The sequence below is a fragment of the Altericroceibacterium spongiae genome (assembly GCF_003610805.1).
Taxonomy (GTDB): Bacteria; Pseudomonadota; Alphaproteobacteria; order Sphingomonadales; family Sphingomonadaceae; genus Altericroceibacterium; species Altericroceibacterium spongiae.
The window spans coordinates 49,737-70,597 of the sequence record NZ_RAPF01000010.1; the positions used below are offsets into that span (position 1 = coordinate 49,737).

Consider the following 20,861-nt stretch of genomic DNA (forward strand, 5'->3'; position numbering starts at 1 on the left):
TATCAAATCCTCGATAGCCCAGTCGATTTTTCAGCTAACCCGCTATTCGTATCACGCCAGATCGACCGATAAAGGGCCCCTTGCCCGACGGCTTTGGCCAGATTGTTTCACTTGGGTGCAAATAGCGTCACACCAATGCCAAAAATACGTCACCCAAATTTCATGGCGAGGCCATCAAGATGTAATCAATTGCTCGCAATGGACGTGGCAACACCATTCAGGGGGGAAATTCACATGCGCCGACTCACCGCTACTACCGTTCTGCTGTGCGGAGCTTCGGTACTGCCATCCATGGTACAAGCTGCAACAGCAGCCGATTCTATCGATAACCTCGCCCCGAACGACAATACGATTATTGTAACCGCACAGAAAATCGAACAGCGGGAAATCGACGTGCCTATTACCATCTCCGCCACCAGCGGAGAACAGATGAAAGAACTGGGCGTCACCGATCTCGATGAATTGTCCAACTATGTTCCTGGTCTTAACATTCAGGAACAAAGCGCCAATAATCCTGGCATCGTCATCCGCGGTATCACCTCCGATAGCGGATCATCGCAACAGGCCGCCCGTGTCACGCTATATTACAATGGCGTCGATATTTCCCGCTCGCGCGGAGCCTATCAGGGCATTTACGATATGGAGCGGATTGAGGTCATCAAGGGCCCGCAGGCTACTTTGTTCGGCACCGCATCCACTGTCGGCGCTGTAAGCCTTGTCTCCGCCAAGCCGCGCGAAGGCTTTTCCGGAGAACTCTCCGGTTCTTACGGCAATTACGATGCCACCACCCTGTCCGGCTTTCTCAATGCCGGCAATGACGTGCTGGCCGGACGTGTTGCCTTCGAATGGCAGAAGCGCGACGGCTACGTGAACAATCTGTCTGAAACGCAGGACGATCTCTATGCCAAGGATCAGCTCGGTATTCGCGGATCATTGCGTTTCACGCCGAATGACGATGTCACCGCCGATCTGATCGTCACCTATGATCGACAGCGCAATTCCGGCACGCCTTTTATTTCCGGTACGTTCCCGACCGCTACAGGTCGCGCCAATCCTTTCGGCGATGCCAATCTCAGCGGCTCACCTCTGTCACAGCAAGTGCTTGGCAATGACGAATTGGGCCTCCATCGCGATGTCTACGATGTCAATCTGACCGTCTCGGCTGCTCTTGATGACAACTGGACTATGTCCATGGTCAATGGTTATCGCGATTTCGACGCACGCGAAGTTTTCGACGCCGACGGCTCGGCGGCCTGGTTCCTCGAATTCGCCGAGCAAGCCAAGGGCTGGCAGATCAACCACGAGACGCGCTTTACTTACGATAGCGATATATTGCGCGCATCTCTGGGCTGGAATCTGTTTCACGAAGACAGTTCCACTCGTGTGCCCTTCTCTTCAGAAGAAGGGACTTTTGTTGGATGCGCCCGCAATATGCTGCTTGGCCTTGTACCTGCCGCCCAAAGACCGGCGATCGAAGCCATGCTGCCCGATCTAGCCTGCGTCGCGTCCGATGGCAGCGTACCGGCCTCTCAGATGACTCCACTGCTGACCGGTGCTTTCCTTGGCACACCGATCCAACAATTGCCCTATCAGGCCTTTTTTGAAAATCAGGGTCGCAACAGCAGCTATTCGGTTTTTGCCGATGCAACCTATCTTCCCATGCCCGCACTGGAGCTCACGGCCGGTGCACGCGTATTATACGAAAAACGCAATTCAGGCTATGTCGCTTCAGCCCCCGCCTCCGTCCTGTTGAGCGCGATGGGCATGCCGCTGCCGCTAATTCCCAGCCTAGGCGATACAGCAGGCAGCACTTTCGGCGATGAAGATGGCTATTGGGCAGTTCTCCCGCGCTTCAATGCGCTTTATCACATCACGCCGGATGTGAATGTCTATGCGACAATTTCGAAGGGTCGCCGTTCGCCCACAGTGAGTGTCTCAGCGACCAGTTCAGGCACACCCGTCTTCGACGAAGTTCCCGCAGAAATCGTATGGAATTATGAAGGCGGCATTAAACTAGCAACCCAACGTGTTTCAGCGTCCTTTGGTGTCTATTACCAGAAGTATGACAATTTCCAGGTGAGCCGGATCATTGATGGACGCTCGATCACCGAGAGTGCCGGCTCAGCAGGTAATTTCGGCGTCGAGGCCGAATTGTCCGTCCGCCCGACTGAGTGGCTGAATCTGTTCGGTAATCTCGGCTATATTGACGGCGGAATCGACAATAAGGAGGAAAACGGCGTCTATGCCGGTGATCATTTCCGCCTTCAGCCGGAATGGCAATGGGCCGCCGGTTTCACTGTCAATGCTCCACTCGGCAACGGCATGCGCTTCTTCGCCACACCCTCCGTCACCTATCGTAGCAAGATTTACTTCGAAGTGCCCAATTCAGAACTTATCAGTCAGGATGCTGTGACACTCGTCAATGCACGTGCAGGGGTTAGTTTCGCCGAAGACCGTTTCGAACTGGCCGCTTTCGGACGCAATATCACCAATAAGGACTATCTGCTCGATGCAGGGAATACTGGCGGTAGCTTCGGCGTACCTACATTTATCCCGGCCGAGCCGCGCTTCTATGGCGTAGAACTGACCGCGCGTTTCTGAATTCTGTCGAGCAGAAGGAATCTAAATCATGAATTTCTCGGTAGACCGCAGAGCGCTGGTCAAAACCGGTCTTCTGGGACTCGGAGCGCTTTCCATGCCCGGCACTGCAGCGATCCTCACCGCACAGGGCTTCACCCACGGTGTTGCGAGCGGGGAACCGAGTCAGAACAGCGTGCTTCTCTGGACGCGCTATGCCGCCGCTAACGATACGCGCTTACGTGCCGAATTGGCTCGCGATATAAACTTTACGCATATCGTTGGCGGCGGCGATGTCACCGCACGTGGCGAAACCGATCATACAGCCAAGATCACGATTGGCGATTTACCTGCCAATAGCTGGCTCTATTATCGCTTTGTCGCGCCCGACGGATCGATGAGCCGTATCGGTCGCACCCGTACCCTGCCGCAAGGCGATGTCAGTCGCTTCGGCATCGGCTTATTTTCATGCTCCAATATGGGCTTTGGCTGGTTCAACGCCTATGGGCATGCCGCAAAACGCAACGATATCGACCTGATGATTCATGTCGGCGATTACTTTTACGAATATAATCCCGGCAAATATCCCGACCCTTCGCAAGCCGTTCCGGGGCGCATACTACAACCCGATCATGAAACGGTGACACTGGCCGATTATCGGTTGCGTTACGCCGCCTATCGTCTCGATGAGGATTTGCAAGCGCTCCATGCGGCATTCCCGATGATTGCACGTTGGGACGATCATGAAAGCGCTAATGACAGCTGGAAAGGCGGTGCCGAAAATCACCAGCCGGACAGCGAAGGCGGATGGTCAGTTCGCAAAGCAGCCGCCGAAAGAGCCTATCGTGAATGGCTGCCCGTCTCAGACAGACCTTGGGACAGCTATCAGATCGGAACGCTAGCCACGATTTTTCTGCCCGAAACGCGCCTCACTGCACGGACACAACAGGTCGATCTGGCATCCGCCCTAAAGGGTAAAAGCGATATTCAGGCCGCACTCACGCGCTTCCGCGACACGGTCTGGCTTGATCCGTCGCATCGACTAATGGGAGCGGATCAGGAAAAGTGGCTGTTTGACGGTTTAGCCCAATCCAAAAAGTCGGGGACCCAATGGCAGATATTGGCACAACAGGTGGTAATGGGCCCGCTTTCCGCACCGTCGGCGCTGACCGACTGGTTGCCTGCCGATGCCCCAGCCTATGTGCGCCAGCGTGCAATGGTCGGCCTAGCAGCAGCCAAAGCCGGACTGCCTTTCAATTTCGATTCTTGGGACGGCTATCCAGTTGATCGCAACCGGCTCTATGAAGCAGCACTGGGCGCTGATGCCGATCTGATCGTACTAGCTGGGGATAGCCATAACGCATGGGGTAACAATCTCCTTCACGGCACGGATAGAGTGGGTGTCGAATTTGCCGGACACAGCGTCACATCGCCGGGTTATGAAGCTTACTTCCAAGCGGTCTCGCCCACCCGTACGGCCAAGGCTCTGATAGAAACCAATCCCGGCCTCGCCTTTTGCGATACCAGCCGCCGCGGCTATGTCTCGCTCGATGTCAAACCCGACGCAGTGGACGGCACTTGGCACTTCATGTCCACTATCCGTGAACACAACCTGGCGCTGGATACCAGTAAAAATATGCGCGTGCGCCCCGGTGTCCGCATGCTCGAAGAAATCTGATTCCCATCCCCCTGAAGACTGGGCGGCCTTTCCTCCCGCAGGACGGGCCGCCTTTATTTAATACACCCGAGCGGTCGTTTTTTCCGGAAAACCGCAAGGAGTGGCTTGGGCCTGACCGAATTGGCCGCTATCAGCTTCGCGTGGATACCTCGATCGTCATCGGTGCGGATAATTCTGGCAAGCAGGTCACCTTCGATATCGAAGAACTGCTGGCTACACGCTTGCTTGTCCAGGGCAATAGCGGGTCGGGCAAATCGCATCTCCTGCGTCGCCTACTCGAAGAAAGCGCCGAAATGGTCCAACAGGTCGTGATTGATCCGGAAGGTGATTTCGTGACGCTGGCTGACCCCTTCGGCCATGTGGTCATCGACGGCGCAACCTATGGCGATAGGGAAATTGCAGCGCTGGCCGTAAGGATACGCGAACATCGCGCTTCCGTGATTTTGGCACTCGATGAACTGGAAATCGAACAGCAGATGCGCTGTGCAGCGATATTTCTGTCCGCTTTGTTCGATGCCCCGCGCGAACATTGGTTCCCGGTTCTGGTGGTGGTGGACGAAGCGCAAATGTTCGCTCCGGCATCAGGAGGGGAAGTGGCCGAAGAAACCAGGCGGCTTTCGCTTTCTGCGATGACCAACCTTATGTGCCGCGGGCGCAAGCGCGGACTGGCCGGAATTATCGCTACTCAGAGACTCGCGAAACTAGCCAAAAATGTTGCGGCCGAAGCCTCTAACTTTCTAATGGGCCGGACCTTTCTCGATATCGACATGGTGCGCGCTGCCGATCTGCTGGGTATGGAACGGCGACAGGCCGAACAGATCCGCGATCTCGAACGCGGACGTTTCCTCGCACTCGGGCCGGCCATCTGCCGCCGCCCGGTCGCGGTAAAGATTGGCGATGTACGAACGTCTTCCCGCGCTGTAGCATCAAGCCTTATCCCGCCTCCTTCTTCCTCCACCAAGGACATGGAAGCGCTGCTGATGGCCGAACTGGAAGAACTTACACCGCCTCCTCCGCCACTGCCACCGCAGGAAAGCCGCGAGAAACTGGAGGAGCGCATCACCTCTTTTGCCCAAATTGAAGAAGACCCCGAGAGTCCCGCGCCTTCGCCCGAGGAAAGCCAGTCTATTATAGACGATGTTCTGCGCGAACTCGCACAGGAGGAGGGAGCGACTTATCAGGCAGCATCGGGTCTCTATCAGGATTTCACTGTAAGGTGCAGGATGCGCCGCGTCTCTGGTACCAAGCTGGGCATGACCGAATTTCATCGTCGTTTCGCCTATGCAGTGGGCGGCCTGCATGAACTGGACGAAGCACGGCAGGACAGCGCCAAACGACTAGGCAAAGCGGTGCCGGAAGACCTGCTTGCTCCCTTCATGCTGATCGTAAAAGCAGCATTGCTTGAAGAAAGTTGCCCCGATGACGATCGGCTTGCCTACGCCTATGGCACAAGCTCTTCTGGCCGCATCCGTCGCCTGCTCGACCATTTCGAGAAGAACGGACTGATCGTTATGCGAACCGATTTTGGTGGACGGCGAACCATCACTGTACCGCAACTCGGTGTCACCACCGCAGCGGGATGAACCGCACAGTGATTCTTGAACGGCTAATGCATGAATGCCGGGAGCTGCTCATTTTCAACCCCAGTGATCGCCCCTGGCAAATGCCCGTTAGTGCAGCCATTGCCAGCGGCGTTCCCATAGCATTTGGCGCTTGGTTAGAACGGCTTGATCTGGGCGTGGTTGGAGCGCTTGGCGCCCTAACCTTTCTGTATCTGCCCAGGTTCGATCTGCGCCGCCGAATGCTGTCGGTCGCCGGTTGTGCGGCTATGTTGACATTCTGCTACACGCTTGGCCTTGTCTGCCATCTGGTTCCAAACTTTACGTTACCAGTCATCACGCTGGTAGCAATCGTCACCACAGCCTTATGCCGCCACTTCCAGCTGATCCCACCTGGCAGTCTGTTTTTTATGATGGCGACTGCCATCGGCGCCTATGCACCGCACGACCTCGCTCAGACTCCTTTGAAAGTGGCCGTTTTCGCCGGCAGTGCGGTTTTTGCCTGTCTCATCGCCTGGCTTTACAGCCTGTATGTGCTGCAGGTGAAACGCATCATTCCTGCAACCCCTTTTCTCAAGACGGAACAACGCATCACATGGTTCATCCCGCTACTCACTGGTTTGTTTGTAGCGCTTTCGCTGCAGATTGCCGAACTGTTCGGGCTGGGGCGTGCCTATTGGGTGCCAGTGAGTTGCCTTGCAGTGATGCAAGGCATCAATCTGCGCAAGGTCTGGAATCGGCAGATTCAACGCAGCGCAGGCACTCTTATCGGTATTGGGGCGACATGGATGATGGCCCCTTTTGCCAGTAATCCATGGGCTATCGTCTTCGCCATTGCGGCGCTTAATTTCTGTATCGAAACAGCAGTGGTGCGTCATTATGGTTTCGCTGTCATCTTCATCACACCGCTAACCATTCTGTTGGCCGATGCACCCAATTTACATGACAGCCATATCACCACTCTGATGTTTGACCGGCTACTCGATACACTAATTGGGGCAGTGATCGGCTTTGCCGGAGCAATGGTCATGCACAATGACACTGTCAAACGCCGCTTACACTTCCTGAACTGACATATTGATCAGCGGGATAAGTTACCTTTTATCGCGGTGCTCATCCGTAAGCGCGCAGCAATCTCACGAAATACGATAAAAATCAGTTATTTAAATAACTTTCGTTGTTTATTTAAAAGTAACGATTGATTAATAAATATCCATCGATCCGTTGCAAACTATGCCATCCTCAATGAAAAAGTTCTAAATAATTGAAAATGAAAGAATATGCATCGAACCAAGCCATTCAGATGGAAGAGGCAACATTGGTGGGAATTTTATCTCTAGTTTCGTTTTTTCAGAAAAACTGCTCACCCTATTGCGGTTGAATTTACTCCCTTTCGATCCAGCGCATACTTCATGACAAAGCTAGCAGACATTTCGCTTTCCACCTCGTTCAACCAATTTCAAATATCGTGTTTGGCGGATTGAGAAGTTCAATGCAGAATAGCGCCACACCGCTCCTCATTGCCGTTGCGACAATATTTCTGCTGTCCTTCTTCGTTCTTGTTCCCGTTATGCGACTGGTTCGCCGCAATGCATGTAAGTGGGAAGCCATCGCCCAGCATGCAGAACACATTGCGGGGCTAGCCAAGACTTCTGCACCTGGCGATCCGACAATTCGGACTTCTCGCTCTCTGATGCTCATCGAACAGGACAAAGCTTTACGGGAACGCCTGCTGACAAAAGCCGATAAGCGCGCAGATCAAATGGATGCGGCACGCGATACCGCACAAGACACTGCCCAACGCCGGCTCAGGCTCATGTCAGAGATATATGAGGAGCTACACATTCCACTGAGCGGCATAACTGAAATGCTCGATCAAATGCGGCAGGAAACTCGTAAAGTAGCGCGAGATCGAAATATTGATCAGCTCGAACTAACCACCCGACACCTTTTGCGTCTTTTGGAAGACGCAAGACTGCACGCTCAACTGGAAGGCGAGACTCTCGAAGTCCTACACCGTCCCTTTTCCCTATTCCCTCTGCTTGAAACCGTTATTGCACGTACCGGTCCGCTGGCAGATCGTCGCGGTATGTCTCTGGCGACAAGCAATCGATCCTATCACACGCTCTGCGGTGATCAGGCCCGGATAGAGAAAATTCTACAAACGCTGCTGGAATGTATGATTCAATATAGCGGGCGGGAGAACATCGTGTTGCGCTGCAAACCTGTTGATCAGTATCTGCCGGGCAACATACTCATCATACAATTTTCTATTGAGGGAACTGGTGGTCTGGTCGGACCGAACCGATCTCACCTTTTATCCTACTCTCTAAAAGAAACTGGTCAAACCGATCCGAGCCTGCGTGGAACTCGCCTGCTTCTGTCATTGAGTGGCAATCTAGCACAGGTGCTGGGCGGCCGTATCGATGTCGAAACTTCAACAACAGGCGATCGCGCGCTAGTATTGGAATTACCGCTCGAAATCCTGCCTGAAGACAGCCAGATTGATATACCCTAGGCAAACCTCCAGCCGAACGAAACTCACGCATGCAGCCATCAGCCGCAAGCTTTGGTCATCGAGAAAAGCAGTGCAGAACAGTCAACCTATCGCAGGATTCTGTCGCAGCTAGATTTCGCTGTCGAATGCACTACTCATCTGGTCGCTTCCGAACTGGATGATTATGATCTGATTTTATGCGATACTGGTACTATGACTGTTGATCCATGGCCTTTCCCGTCCACGGACTGCCTTGTAGCTATCATCGCACCGGATGACTGCACTATGCGCAATCATCTGGAAACGCTGCACATCCGCTTCATTGAAAGGCCACTCGATCTGGCATCACTGCACGCTGTAGTGAGTGGGAAATGACAGATTCCACCAATCATGGGTTAAGTGATCTGCCGGTTGAACAGCAACTCGAAATCATGACCCGGCGCCTACACAGGGCAGAACAAGCTTTGCACGATGCCGAAGATGTGCTCGACACTCGTATGCGGGAACTCGATCAGGCCAATCGTGCCTTGCAAAAGCGGGAAGAAGATCTAGTCGAACGACTTACCATAGAAAACAGCAAGTTACTCTATGCCCAACGCACAGCCGGCCTGGCAACAATCTTCTGGCAGAAGGGTCAAAGCTATTCCTCCTCGTCGGAACTGGCCTGGCTTCTGGGATTGCCGCCCGAACAGGAAGTGACTGTAGAAGCCGGCATTGCTGTACTCCACCCGCTCGACCGAAAACGTGTATTCGAAGCCTATGATGCATTCACGGATGAATTGCCCCCCGGCCGTTCGCATGAATTCGAACATCGCATCCAGCATTCCAGCCGTGGGATCCGCTGGCTGCGCTGGTCGCTCCGTCGCGAACTGGACGAACAGGGCAACTTACATGCTCTTTATGGCAGTGTCCGGGATGTCACCAGCAGCCGAAAAGCCAAACGACAGGTTCAAGCACTGCAGCTACGCGCAGAACGGCGCGTCAGGGAACTGGACCGTTTTGCTCGCCAGTTGGAACAGGCCAAAGGCGAAGCCGAAGAGGCACTCAGAGCCCGAGATCGTTTCCTTTCAGCGGTAGGACATTACCTTCGCACGCCATTGGCCTCACTGAACGGATCGCTCGAATTGCTAGCGCTCGAAGCCCATAATCCGGAAGAAACGCGCAGGGTTGGTACAGCCTCCCGCTCAGCCGGGCAACTATCGGCAATGATCGACGAATTGCTAGAAGAAGCAGAAGGGCGTAGCGCCGACATCACTCTTCATCCTCTCCCGATTGATCTGCGAGGAGTGTTGGAAGAAACTTTACGTTACTGGCACGATGTGCATCCAGCTGCAGCGCATTTGTCACTCCACAGCGATGTCAATCTCCCACCTACTATCTTGGCCGATCGCGAATATTTACGTGAGTTGCTCGATAGCCTGATCGGCTCGGCCCTTGATACCAGCTGCCCCATAGAGCTCACGCTTTCCTGGAAGGACGCTCTGATACTCCAACTCGATGTGCAGGATGATGGACGCTGGGCACAGCAAGCCGAAAAGCGAGGCAGCGGCATGGGAGATCCGGCTATACGTATCGTTCGGCGCATCACCAGTCGGATGGGCGGAAAGATCGAGATGGACAATGCCACGCGCCTGTGCCTGACCTTGCCTCTGCCAGAAGCCACGCCAGAAGGAGCTAACCTGACGGATCAGGATACTTTGTGGCTGCCCTCCGGCAAGACACCTGCCATCCTGCTGGCGGAAGATACACCGACCAATCGTTACGTCATTGCCAGTCAGGTCAAAAGCCTTGGCTGTTCTGTCGAGGCGGTCGAAAACGGAGCGATAGCGCTGGAGCGTATCCAGCAAACCAGGTTTGACGCTATATTGATGGATGTGATGATGCCGGTTATGGACGGAGAGGAAGCGACCCGTGCCATACGCTCCCTTGGGGGTATCTCCGCAACGGTTCCCATCATTGGTATTACCGCGCATAGTCTCCATGCCGAACGAGATCGGTTGCTGGCCGCCGGGATGACAGCCTGTTTAAGCAAGCCCGTCCGGCGCAAAGCCTTGCGGAACGTGCTGCAAGATCTACTCGGCCATGACAACTCTGCACAGGCCTCTGCTGCCGGTTCGGTCATAGATACCGAGGCGTTCCGACAGGCTTTTGCGGTACTGCCTGAAGCTTATCGGCAGCGCCTTCTCGATGCCGTTCGTACGGATCTCTCAACCTATGGTGATGAAACGATAGCGGCAGTCCAAAATCGGGATGAGGATACTGTACGGCGAAGCGTACACAGCCTCAAAGGCGTTGCGCTGAGTATCGGTGCCACTGGCATTCTGGATTGCTTGGACCTGTTCCGGAAACAGGAGATCACACTTGCGGCGTCTTTCCAGCCACAACTGGAAAAAGTGATCGCCGCGACCGTTACGGCCTGCGGCGATCTTTTCACGCGGCATATTGCCAAGCATCCTCAGTTATAAATTCGGTTAATAGGCACCTCGCCCGGAAAGCACCGCCGGCACTGTGCGAAACAGCAGAGCACAATCCGACATCAAGCTACGTTGAGCGAGATAGGCGCGATCCATAAGAACCTGCTCACCGAACGCAATCTCTGCGCGACCACTGACCTGCCAGATGCAGGTTATGCCTGGCTTGCCAGCGAGACGCATCCACTCTTCACCGCGATACTGTTCCGCTTCGGCTGGCAGAGCCGGGCGCGGGCCGACGAGCGACATCTCGCCTTTGAGCACGTTCAGAAGTTGCGGCAATTCATCAATCGACAGGCGACGAAGAAAGCGACCGATCCGGGTAATGCGCGGATCATGCTTCATCTTGAAGCAGGTACTGTCGCGATCCGACTGAGCCAGCAAAGCCGCCCTGTGGTGTTCGGCATCGCAGCGCATAGACCGGAACTTGAGCATTTGAAAGTTACGACCACCCTCACCGATCCGTGTCTGGCGGAACAGGACCGGTCCACCATCGTCAAGCTTGATCGCAAGCGCCACCGCCAGAAAAACCGGCAACAAAACCAGCATTGCCATCAGCGTAATCGCCAGATCCATCGCCCGTTTGCTCGCCAGCGACGCCTGTTCTGTATAGCCCCGACACCGGGCACCTTCAAAGGCGGCATGAAACAGAAACATTGCATTGCCAAGTAGATAACGCTTGGCCAGGCGACGCGGCTCCATAGCCAGGCGCCATGCCCATTCGCAACCAATTGCACGGACCGGAGCAGGTGCACGAGCAATCCGTCCGGAATAATAGTCGAACAGACCACCGACGCCCAGAACAACCGCAGCATCCAGCCGCTCACGGTTCCGTTCGATCCACTTTTCCTGCAGTGGCACACCGAAACCAACAAACAATATGTCCGCGCCTGACGCGTTGATGCGATCAATCAAAGCATCCTCATCTTCCGGCTTGAAATAGCCGTGCATAGTACCGGCAAGCCGCAAAGTGTTATAGCGGTTGACCATAGTCAGTGCGGCATCGCGGGCTATACCGGGTGCGCCTCCCAGCAAATAGATCGAAGCACCAGTGCGGCTGGCAGCTTCACAGATTTCAGGAAACAGATCGGTACCGTTGAGATTATCACCCATTGCGACATCGCTCATCCGAGCAGCAATTCGCATACCACTGCCATCAGGGAGAATAAGGTCACTGAATCGCAACGCCTGTTCATAGGCCGGATCACGATAGAGCGTGTTGATGCAATGCGCATTCACGAAATTGATGGTAGTGCGGGCACCGAAACCTGCACGGCGCACAATTTCGCCTGCGATTTCGTTCCGGCGCGCATGGATCAGGGGCAAGTTAAACAGGGTTTCGCGTCGCAAACTCAGTTTGCTGCGCTCGGCTATCAGGTCCAGCGCCTGTTCCGGGGATAGAACGGCACCGTTTTCCAGAGACATGGCTTTCATCGGACTCTCCATCAAATGTGATTGAAGACTCTTCGGCAAAGCTCATGCCAATTATATTTTTAATATATATATCAAATACTTATCTTGATTTAATGCATCTTGCTCAAAATAGCCGACTATTTTTTTGCAATTTGCATGGCGAATTCGATGCAATTTGCAATTTGCAACATGCAATTTGCACTGCAAAGTCGTGTATGCGTAGCGTACAATTTTAAATTGTTATTTTTCAGTTACTTAATTGTTTGGCACGGCTCTTGATGAGACATGGGCATCATCAAGAGGATTTATCATGCACGCCTTTCCGTCTGCCTTAACGCGATACATACCCGAGCGAGCACGCCCGGTTCTGTCCGGTCTGGCAGCCTATGCGTCTGCCGAAGCGGTAACGCGAATCGTGCGTGTCGGGGCAATCCTTGTCATCGCGCGTCAGACCGACCCGGCACTGCTTGGCACGGCCGCAGCGGCGCTAAGCCTGTTCGAACTGATCCGGGTTCTTGCCAATGCCGGAATCGGCCAGCGCCTCATCGCTGCCCACGAAGACGAACTGGATGCGCTGTGCAACACCGCTCTGCGCCTGTTCTGGTTCGTTTGCGGCGCCGTCTGCCTGATTCAGCTCGGTGTTGCAGCAGGCCTCGCTCTGCTTACCGATCAGCAGGCAGCCGCAGCGATGCTCGCTACTCTCTCGGCAGTCTATCTTATCATGCCGCCTGGGTTGGTCCAGATCTTCCTCCTGATGCGGGCCGGACGCCTCGCTGCGACTGCACGCATCCGGGCCACGCAGACCATGCTCGACCATATTCTGACCTTGTGCCTTGTCGTGATCTGGCCGAGTGCATGGGCGATCGTCCTGCCAAAATTACTGACCGCACCGATCTGGACGCTGCTGGCGCGCCGCGCACTGCACTGGGCTCCCAATTCCGCTGCAGGCTATGCCCACTGGCGTGAATTCCATGCATTCGGTTTCGCTATCCTGGGCTCCGAAATCCTGTCCGCCCTGCGTCTTCAAGCCGACAAGCTGATTATCGGCATAATGCTCGGAATCGAAGCACTGGGCTTATATTATTTCGCCTTCAATGCCGGTCTCGGCATTACCCAATCTCTAGTTTCCGCATTCGGCACGGTTGTTTTCCCCCAATTGTGCCGGACTCGCGACGATCAGGAACAGGCTCTCCGCCTGCGTGAGGCTTTCTCCCTCGGCCTCCTCCTGCTTTGTCCCATCGTCGCCACTCAGGGACTGCTGGCTCCGCTCTATGTTCCGCTCCTCTTTGGTGAAGAGTGGATCCCGGCAGCCCCCTTTCTTGCCATTCTGTGCCTAGCCGCTCTGCCACTACTCTGTGCCAGCGCCATTGGAGCCGCCTATCGCGCCCAGTCTCGCCCGGGTCGGGAAACCAGTCTGGCAGCTTTGGCCACAACAGCGGGTCTCGCTGGCCTGGCCGCCGGGGCCACACAATCACTTGAACTGGCTTGCGCCGGATATTCCGCCGGTCTTGCCATTGTCTTCATTCCCGCCGCGCTGCGCCTCATCCCGCCTCGCACTCCTGCTCATATTGCACAGGAAGCCACGTCATGACCGCTCCTTTCTTCTCGATCGTCATGCCCGCCTATAATGCAAGCGCCACTATCGAAGCGGCCATTGCCAGCGTCCTCAACCAGAGCTGCGACGACTTCGAACTGATTATTGTCGATGACGGATCGAATGACGATACCTTGTTGCGCGCTATATATCAGGCCGGATTCGATCGGCGCCTGCGCGTTGTCAGTCAGCGCAATGCCGGTGTTTCTGAAGCCCGAAATCTCGGTGTCTCCATAGCCCGGGGCGAATTGCTCGCCTTTCTCGATGCAGACGATCTGTGGCACGCGCAGAAACTCGAAACCCATCTTGCGTTTCACACGACCTGCCCAGGTTTAGCCGCCAGCTTTGCCGGCATTGCCTTTCGGGAGGAAAAAAACGGATCGCTGACCCCGGCAAAAACCTGGTCGAGCGTTCCCGAAAATCCTTTGACCCTCACACAGATTCTTGCCGAAAACCCGGTTTGTACGACATCCAATCTCGTCGTTAATGCGCAAACCATGCAAGAAGTCGGCCTCTTCCGGAAGGGGCTCGATCATGCGGAAGATCAGGAATGGCTCGCCCGCCTGATCGATAGCGGCCATGAACTGCGTGGGATTGATTGCATTCTTGTCGATTATCGGATGAGCGAAAATGGCTTGTCCGCCGATCTGAACGCAATGTTGGCCGGGTGGCGGCAACTCGCCACACATTATGCCGACCGGATCGACTGCTCCGCCGCCGAAGCGATCTACTGCCGCTATCTGACACGCCGCGCCCTGCGCACCGGCGCACCAGCCGGCATGGCTCTTCGCTTTGCCCTCCAGGGGATGCGCCTCAACGCCGCCGCCTATCTCAACGATTTGCGCCGCGGCGGACTTACGTTGGCCGGTGCCGCGCTTTCCCCCGCCATTCCGCGCGCTATCCGCCCGCGCCTGTTTGCTTGATTTTACCCAAGAGGAATCCTGTCATGTATACTCCAAAGCCGAAATTCTCTGTCGTCATGCCAGTCTTCAATGTCGAAACCTATATCGGACAGGCGATTGATTCCGTTCTTGCCCAGAGCTTCACCGATTTCGAGCTTATCGTGGTCGATGACGGCGGGACCGACCGCTCCATGGACATTGCCTGCGCCTACGACGATCCCCGCATCCGGATTGTCTCGCAAACCAATCGTGGTCTTGCTGGTGCACGCAATACCGGAATTGCAGCCTCTCGCGGTAACTATATCGCTCTGCTCGATTCTGATGATTGCTTTCACCCCGACAAGCTGCGGTTACATTACATCCATCTTGAAGCCAATCCGTCTATCGGTGTCAGCTATGCCGGATCGCGGATGATCGATGCGGCAGGCTCGCCGCTTTCCGTCGCCATGCAGCCAAAACTTCGCGGTATCGATGCCGCTCATATTTTGTGCCGCAACCCGGTTGGCAATGGCAGCGCAGCAGTTCTGCGCCGCTCCGCCATCGAACCGGTGGCCGTGTCCGATGCAAAGGACTTCTGGCGTCGCTGCTGGTTCGATGAAAACTTCCGACAGTCCGAGGATATCGAATTCTGGATTCGTCTGTCTGCCCGCCACGCAGTTAAATTCGAGGGAATCGAAGGGTTGCTGACCCACTACCGGATCATTCCCGGCGCATTGTCTGCCAATATCGTCAAGCAATATCTGAGCTGGAATCGGATGCTGACGAAAACAGAAGCCTACGCACCGGATCTGATCGCTGCACATGGTGCAACCGCCCGTGCCTATCAGCTTCGCTATCTGGCCCGTCGTGCAGTCCAGCTCGGAGATGCTCAATTTGCCCGCTCCTTGCTTAGCGAAGCACTACAGCTCGCTCCCCGCATGGCACTGGCCGAACCGGTAAAAACCGGAATTACCGGTGCAGCTGTCCTGGCTGCCAATGTTCTGGGTACACATCGTTTCAGGAAGCTCGCTGCCCCCTATCTTAAAGGAGCCATCTAATGATCCGCGCTATTCATTTGCTCGACGATTTCTCCATGGGCGGTGTCACCCGCGGCATGATGCTGCATCATCGCCCCGAACTGGCCGAGCTGGCTCACTCTGACATCGTTCCGGTTTCGCCGCGGTCGGCTGTGGCCCCGCGCTTTGACGCAGAACTGATTCTTACCCATTTCCCACCGTCCTGGAGTAACTTCGCTTTCCTTTTCAGCCTGCGCATGCGCAACCCCAAAGCGCGTCTGGTTCATGTCGAACACACCTATACGCGCAGTTTCGAAAAGCATCGCGTGCCCTCGCCTTGTCGCTTTCACAAAATGCTGCGCTGGACTTTGGCCCTGTTTGACGAGGTGATCTGCGTATCTCGGGCACAAGCCGAATGGTTACAGGCCGTCGCGGCGATTACACCATCCAAAATGCATGTGATATATCCATGGTCGAGCCGCCCTGCTCTGCTCGATGTGCCTGTGCTGCCCCGCCGTCAGGCAGATAAACCCCTGCGTTTCGCAGCCTATGGGCGTTTTGCTACGCCCAAGAACTTCATTGCCTTGATCGAGGCTGTGAAACGGTTCCCGGCAGGAAAGGTTGAGCTTCATCTGGGAGGCAGCGGCCCAGACGAAAATGCGATGCGCAAAGCTGCACAAGAAGCCGGTCACATTCACTTCCATGGGCTGATCGACGACGTTCCGGCGTTTCTGGCTCCATGCGATGCGGTGATCGTTCCTTCACAATGGGAAGCGTTCGGTCAGGTTGCAGAGGAAGCCCGGCTCGCCGGTCGCCCTATTCTGGTGGCCGATGTGGATGGGCTTCCTGAACAAATTAATCCGTTCTGTCCGGCAGGTTTTGCAGCTCCGATGGATACGGCAGACGAGATCGAAACGGCCATTCGTGGCTTCATGCGCCTTCCCCTGGCCGAAATGGGGCAACATGGCCGGATCACAGCCCGTACCATCGAAGCAGAAGTGATCGCTGGTTGGAGCGGTGTCTATCAACGCGCCACTGAAATGACAGCACGAAACACTTCTTTTCCTCTCCGACGGGCGGCCTGAACCGAGGTCACCCGAAAGAGCCTAAGGGCCGCTAACTGCGACATAAGAGCCCTATGGGTCGCCACTTCGGGAGCCTGCCCCAACAGGCTCCCGCTTTTTTGTGGATTCGGTCTGCGTCGAGACCTTGGCCGGTTCGACCTGTCCATCTCCGATCTTCTCTGTCATCGGAGAAGCAGAATCCATACCCATGCCAAGGCGCATACCTTCACGCAGTGCTAGGCCTATTACCAACATCGCCGGCCATGTCAGATAGGCCAGCATTTCAAGATTCTCTCCGAAACTGTAGAGCAATTGAATCATAATCATGGCGAGGCCCGCTCGTTGCAGGCCGCTATGCCGTGCCCGCCAGAACAGCAAAACGAAGCTCACCACCAAAGGAACTGCTAGCGCAATCGCACCCGATAGCCCTTTTACGAAAAGCAGCCCATACCAACTGTGATGGCTGCCGATAGGCATATATTCGACCAGATGCGGCCCGTTTTCGACAATGCCATGCCCAAACCAGGGCGCTTCATTTTGCCAGCGGTCCAGCGCTATCCTCCCCAGAGCCGCCCGCACCCGGCTCGAATCTGCGCGGGCCGAAGAGAAATCATCCATCAATTGCCCGGCAAATTCCAGCAGCGCCGGTCCGAAAAAGCCAACCAGCAGCAAAACCGGTGCTGCGAGCATCCAAGTAGAAGGGCGATCGATCCGCCCCGCCCCAAAGCAAAAAGGTGCGATCACAAACAGCGCTACAAGAGCAAGCCGAGATTGCGAAAACAGCGCCAGTGCCAATCCTGCAGCGATGCCGATCGCACGCCAGCCGGGCGATTTTTCCTGAGCGGCGAGCAGAACATAAATCACAGCAATCATTCCCGCCGCAGGGGACCAAGGTGCAAAAAATTGCCAACGCGGCGTCCCCACGCCAGGTTCGATCGTATAAAGAATGGTGGAAAAATATTCCGGCCCCGAGCCGCCCAGCACTTTCAGAGGTGATACCCACAACCTTTCCGGCAAACCGATATAAGGTGCAACGAGAAAGATGGGCAGAAGAATTAGTGTTTGCAGGCCGAGACGGCAAATGGCGCGATAAATCAGCTCTGGGCGGATATTAAGCACCGCACCTGCGAAGGGGAACAAGGCCAGCAACGCCCAGCCCTTAGCCCAGCCAATGGAGGATTTGATCGTTTTGCCCGTGCCAAGATCATAATTGGCATGGCCGATCCACAGGATAATCAACATAGCCGCCATGCCAAGCAGCCAGAGAACGATGGGAACCGGCACCGGATCGGGCCGCTCCTTTTCAGGGAGGCCCGGCGCGAGATAATATTGCCCCAGTGCCAAAACGGCCAATATCCAGCCTAAGGCTGGTCCGGCAAGATACAACCCGCCGACCAGCCAAAGTATCCAGGTCGCTCCAAGTATGCCGACGATCAGGCGTTCGGCAAGATTTTCCGGATGAGGGGTTGGCGTAGCCACAGCAGCAAAAATCCGAAAATCACCAGGAGAGATGCGCCCATCGCTCCGGCAAGGGCGATAACAGGCGAAGGTGCGGCTCGACTGCGCGGGAGGCTGGGAGTTTCCAGCGTCTGAACGAGCGGATAGGATGCGAAAGGATCAGACTTGTTGGTATCGAGACGCGCCAGCGCAGAACTGAAGACTGCCTCCGCAACCCGAAGATCGCGGACGAGATCAGCCAGACGTGAAGCCTGCTCAACAAGCTTTTCGGTGTCGCTTTCCTGTTCGGCAATCTGCCGGCGAATTTCGCCCAAGGCCCCGGCCGTGCCGGCCCGTCCTCCGTCCTGTGCAACGAACATTTCCATAAGCCGCCCACGCCCTTCGGATACCGAGAGGTCCGCAAAGGCCAGAACTTTACTCTTAGTGAGACCAGACAGGCCAGAACCGCGCGACGCCAGAGCATCGCGCAATTCGCTGCGTTCCATGTCGAGTTCCTCCATCGTGCCATGCGCGCCTCCCAGAGTGGCTCCCTGCTGGGTCACTTCCCCGACAGTTTTAGCATAACGTGTCAATAATTCCTGAAAAACCGGATCAGCTTTCAATAAAAGTGCCTGACGGGCCTGGGTGAGCGATATACTGAGGGAAGATGCCAAACGGCTCGCAGTCGCACCGGTCTCGCTCAACTGCGTACGGCGATCCCGCTCTTTACCCCGCAGATCGTCCAGTACTGAAATCCGGGATGCGAACTGGTCGAGTGAAACCAAGCCGGTTTCTCCCTGAAATGCCAGCAACGCCTCTTGCGCATCATCAACCTTGCTTTCCAGCTCACCAATACGGGCTGCATCGGCACTTTCGCGCTTGGCGGCTTCATCTTCACGCAGATTATCCAGCTCTTCCAGAAAGGCGGCACGCAGAGCTTCCATGCGCCGCTGGCTTTGTTCTGGCGATCCGCCCGGCATACGCAGTTCGATCAGGTTAGTCTGGTCAATCAGCTTGACGGAAGGGGCAGGAAAACCATCAGCAGGTTCACCAGCTTGGTCCGCAGCATTGCGAAGCACCAGATCAGACATGAGCAGGCGCTTATAATTTTCCGTCGGGCTTAGCGTCGTGCTGGAAAAAGCCGAAGCCGTGTTGGCTGTTGCCTGACCGATGGATTCAACATTCATCGATCCACCGACGCCCGACCCGGGCAAAATCAGCGTCATCTTGCTATCAAACCGGTCATTTGCCACCAGCAGATAAGCTGCCGTCAGAAACCAGATGATCGCCAGCGGCCCCACCATCGCCATAATATAACGGCGATAACGGCCGACTGAGGGCATACCGTCACGAACAACCCGCCACAGGCGGATCAGCCGCCGGGAGTCTTGCGAAAGGGGGAATGTGCCGTGCATCAGTTGACTGCCTGTCCAATAAGGATAGCAGGCGTTGCCGTGCTCACCGCTTCCGAAACCATTCCGAGAGCATCGCGAAAGTTCGTCCAGCGGCTATCATAGCAAGCAATGGCATCGTCGGGCATCAGATAGGGATTGACCCTATCGCGATCAGCCAGACGCACCAGCTTCTCGACATCGCGTTCTACCACGATGCTTTGCCCGTTTATCGGGTTGCGGGAAATGAGAACCGCGCGGCGATCAGACGCCATATACGTTCCGCCAACGCAGTTCATCGCAACCAGAGCCTGCAACAAGCGCGTGCCGTATGGCAGCGATGTGGTTTCTTTACCAATCGCCGCCCCCGCATTATTATTTGCGCTGCGCGTAAGATTGGACATATAGACGCGGATGCCGGGGATAGTCAGCGGCGTTGGCCGGACAAGCGACGGATCAAAACATTTCCGGCTGGGAACGATAATACGGTCCCCCGTGGTCAGGCTGACATCTCGCGCGGTCCAGCCATGAATCATGCCGGAAAGATCGACTTTCATATAAGCATCACCGCGGATCAGATAGATATGGCTGACATCGGCATCGGGACGTACCCCGCCGGCAGCACGGATAGCAGATGCCACGGTACGGCTGACATTGTGGTCGCCGCGTACAGCTCCTTCCTTGAGCCCAATCCGACTATCCGGATTGCGTTCGCCCGCGCGGACGGCACCAGGAGCGAATACTGCACCCGAAACAGCAGCTGAAACTCCGGCGGATTCAATCAGCGAAATATCAACTGCATTGCGCAGAGGACGGACAATATTGGCCGAAACCAAACTGCTACGCAGAGCCGCTTGCAGTTCGCTTTCCGTGCGACCGGCGGCCATAAGCGGCTTGACGCCAGGAATCGTCAGGCGACCATCGCTGCCGATGACATAATTTCCGGACAGACGATCAGAGTCTCCCAACAATTCGACCCGCAAACGGTCTCCAGCGGCCAGCGGGCTGGCAACATGGCCCCATTCGGAAAAGTCGGCCAAACGCAGTTGCGCCAGTTCTCCCGGCTGCTGCCAGATGCAGCCCGGATCACCCTGACGAACAGGTGCAGGCTCAACCCATTCACCCTGAGGGTGTCCGGTTCCCGCGGCAAGCTGACCCGGTGCCCAATTAGCGCTAGTCAGATTGCGAGGCGCAGGGCCAGCGGTGCAGGCAGTTGTTGCCAGCGCGATCCCCAGCGTTGCTGTGCCAATAAAAGTCTTCATGCTTAAGCTCCCTCGCGGCGT

General features: G+C 55.6%; 15 protein-coding genes. 11 read left to right on the plus strand and 4 right to left on the minus strand.

The genetic code is table 11. The features are described 5' to 3' along the window. Positions 1–234 precede the first annotated feature (234 nt). From D6851_RS15070 to D6851_RS15100, 7 genes are all read left to right on the plus strand, one after another. The gene (locus D6851_RS15070; RefSeq protein ID WP_120325734.1) at positions 235–2,601 is read left to right on the plus strand and encodes a TonB-dependent receptor; all 2,367 of its coding nucleotides are present in this window, start codon (positions 235–237) and stop codon (positions 2,599–2,601) included. A gap of 28 nt (positions 2,602–2,629) precedes the next feature. Next, positions 2,630–4,255: an alkaline phosphatase D family protein gene (locus tag D6851_RS15075; protein ID WP_120325735.1), complete on the plus strand. Its 1,626-nt coding sequence runs from the start codon at positions 2,630–2,632 to the stop codon at positions 4,253–4,255. A gap of 140 nt (positions 4,256–4,395) precedes the next feature. Continuing rightward, on the plus strand, positions 4,396–5,838 hold the full coding sequence (locus D6851_RS15080; RefSeq protein WP_120325736.1) for a helicase HerA domain-containing protein: 1,443 nt from the start codon (positions 4,396–4,398) through the stop codon (positions 5,836–5,838). Then, positions 5,835–6,887, plus strand: coding sequence for an FUSC family protein (locus tag D6851_RS15085; protein WP_120325737.1), 1,053 nt, complete (start codon positions 5,835–5,837; stop codon positions 6,885–6,887). The genes D6851_RS15080 and D6851_RS15085 overlap by 4 nt, the downstream gene beginning before the upstream one ends. Positions 6,888–7,306: 419 nt before the next feature. Further along, positions 7,307–8,332, plus strand: coding sequence for a histidine kinase (locus tag D6851_RS15090; protein ID WP_120325738.1), 1,026 nt, complete (start codon positions 7,307–7,309; stop codon positions 8,330–8,332). Between the two features lie 51 nt (positions 8,333–8,383). After that, positions 8,384–8,686, plus strand: a complete 303-nt coding sequence (locus tag D6851_RS15095; protein ID WP_120325739.1) for a hypothetical protein — start codon at positions 8,384–8,386, stop codon at positions 8,684–8,686. Next, positions 8,683–10,776, plus strand: a complete 2,094-nt coding sequence (locus D6851_RS15100; RefSeq protein WP_120325740.1) for a response regulator — start codon at positions 8,683–8,685, stop codon at positions 10,774–10,776. Before D6851_RS15095 ends, D6851_RS15100 begins: the two co-directional genes overlap by 4 nt. 6 nt (positions 10,777–10,782) lie before the next feature. Here the strand turns inward: D6851_RS15100 and D6851_RS18225 are convergent, their stop codons facing one another. Then, entirely contained in the window at positions 10,783–12,216 is a 1,434-nt protein-coding gene (locus D6851_RS18225) for a WecB/TagA/CpsF family glycosyltransferase (protein ID WP_274379064.1), read from the minus strand. Between the two features lie 289 nt (positions 12,217–12,505). Between D6851_RS18225 and D6851_RS15110 the strand changes: the two genes are divergently transcribed. The 4 genes from D6851_RS15110 to D6851_RS15125 are packed head-to-tail and all read left to right on the plus strand — an operon-like array spanning position 12,506 to position 16,771. After that, positions 12,506–13,786 carry an oligosaccharide flippase family protein gene (locus D6851_RS15110; RefSeq protein WP_120325741.1) on the plus strand — a complete coding sequence of 427 codons (1,281 nt, stop codon included), beginning with the start codon at positions 12,506–12,508 and terminating at the stop codon, positions 13,784–13,786. Beyond that, entirely contained in the window at positions 13,783–14,712 is a 930-nt protein-coding gene (locus D6851_RS15115) for a glycosyltransferase family 2 protein (protein ID WP_120325742.1), read from the plus strand. The genes D6851_RS15110 and D6851_RS15115 overlap by 4 nt, the downstream gene beginning before the upstream one ends. 23 nt (positions 14,713–14,735) lie before the next feature. Then, the gene (locus tag D6851_RS15120) at positions 14,736–15,728 is read left to right on the plus strand and encodes a glycosyltransferase family 2 protein (RefSeq protein ID WP_120325743.1); all 993 of its coding nucleotides are present in this window, start codon (positions 14,736–14,738) and stop codon (positions 15,726–15,728) included. Then, complete coding sequence (locus D6851_RS15125) at positions 15,728–16,771, plus strand: glycosyltransferase (protein ID WP_120325744.1); 1,044 nt, start codon at positions 15,728–15,730, stop codon at positions 16,769–16,771. The genes D6851_RS15120 and D6851_RS15125 overlap by 1 nt, the downstream gene beginning before the upstream one ends. A gap of 51 nt (positions 16,772–16,822) precedes the next feature. Here D6851_RS15125 and D6851_RS15130 read toward each other — a convergent pair whose 3' ends face one another. The 3 genes from D6851_RS15130 to D6851_RS15140 are packed head-to-tail and all read right to left on the minus strand — an operon-like array spanning position 16,823 to position 20,840. After that, positions 16,823–18,229 carry an O-antigen ligase family protein gene (locus D6851_RS15130; protein WP_238474137.1) on the minus strand — a complete coding sequence of 469 codons (1,407 nt, stop codon included), beginning with the start codon at positions 18,227–18,229 and terminating at the stop codon, positions 16,823–16,825. Further along, positions 18,184–19,602 (minus strand): GumC family protein, encoded by a 1,419-nt coding sequence (locus tag D6851_RS15135; RefSeq protein WP_120325745.1) that lies wholly within the window; start codon positions 19,600–19,602, stop codon positions 18,184–18,186. Before D6851_RS15135 ends, D6851_RS15130 begins: the two co-directional genes overlap by 46 nt. After that, complete coding sequence (locus D6851_RS15140) at positions 19,602–20,840, minus strand: polysaccharide biosynthesis/export family protein (protein ID WP_120325746.1); 1,239 nt, start codon at positions 20,838–20,840, stop codon at positions 19,602–19,604. The genes D6851_RS15135 and D6851_RS15140 overlap by 1 nt, the downstream gene beginning before the upstream one ends. Positions 20,841–20,861 lie beyond the last annotated feature (21 nt).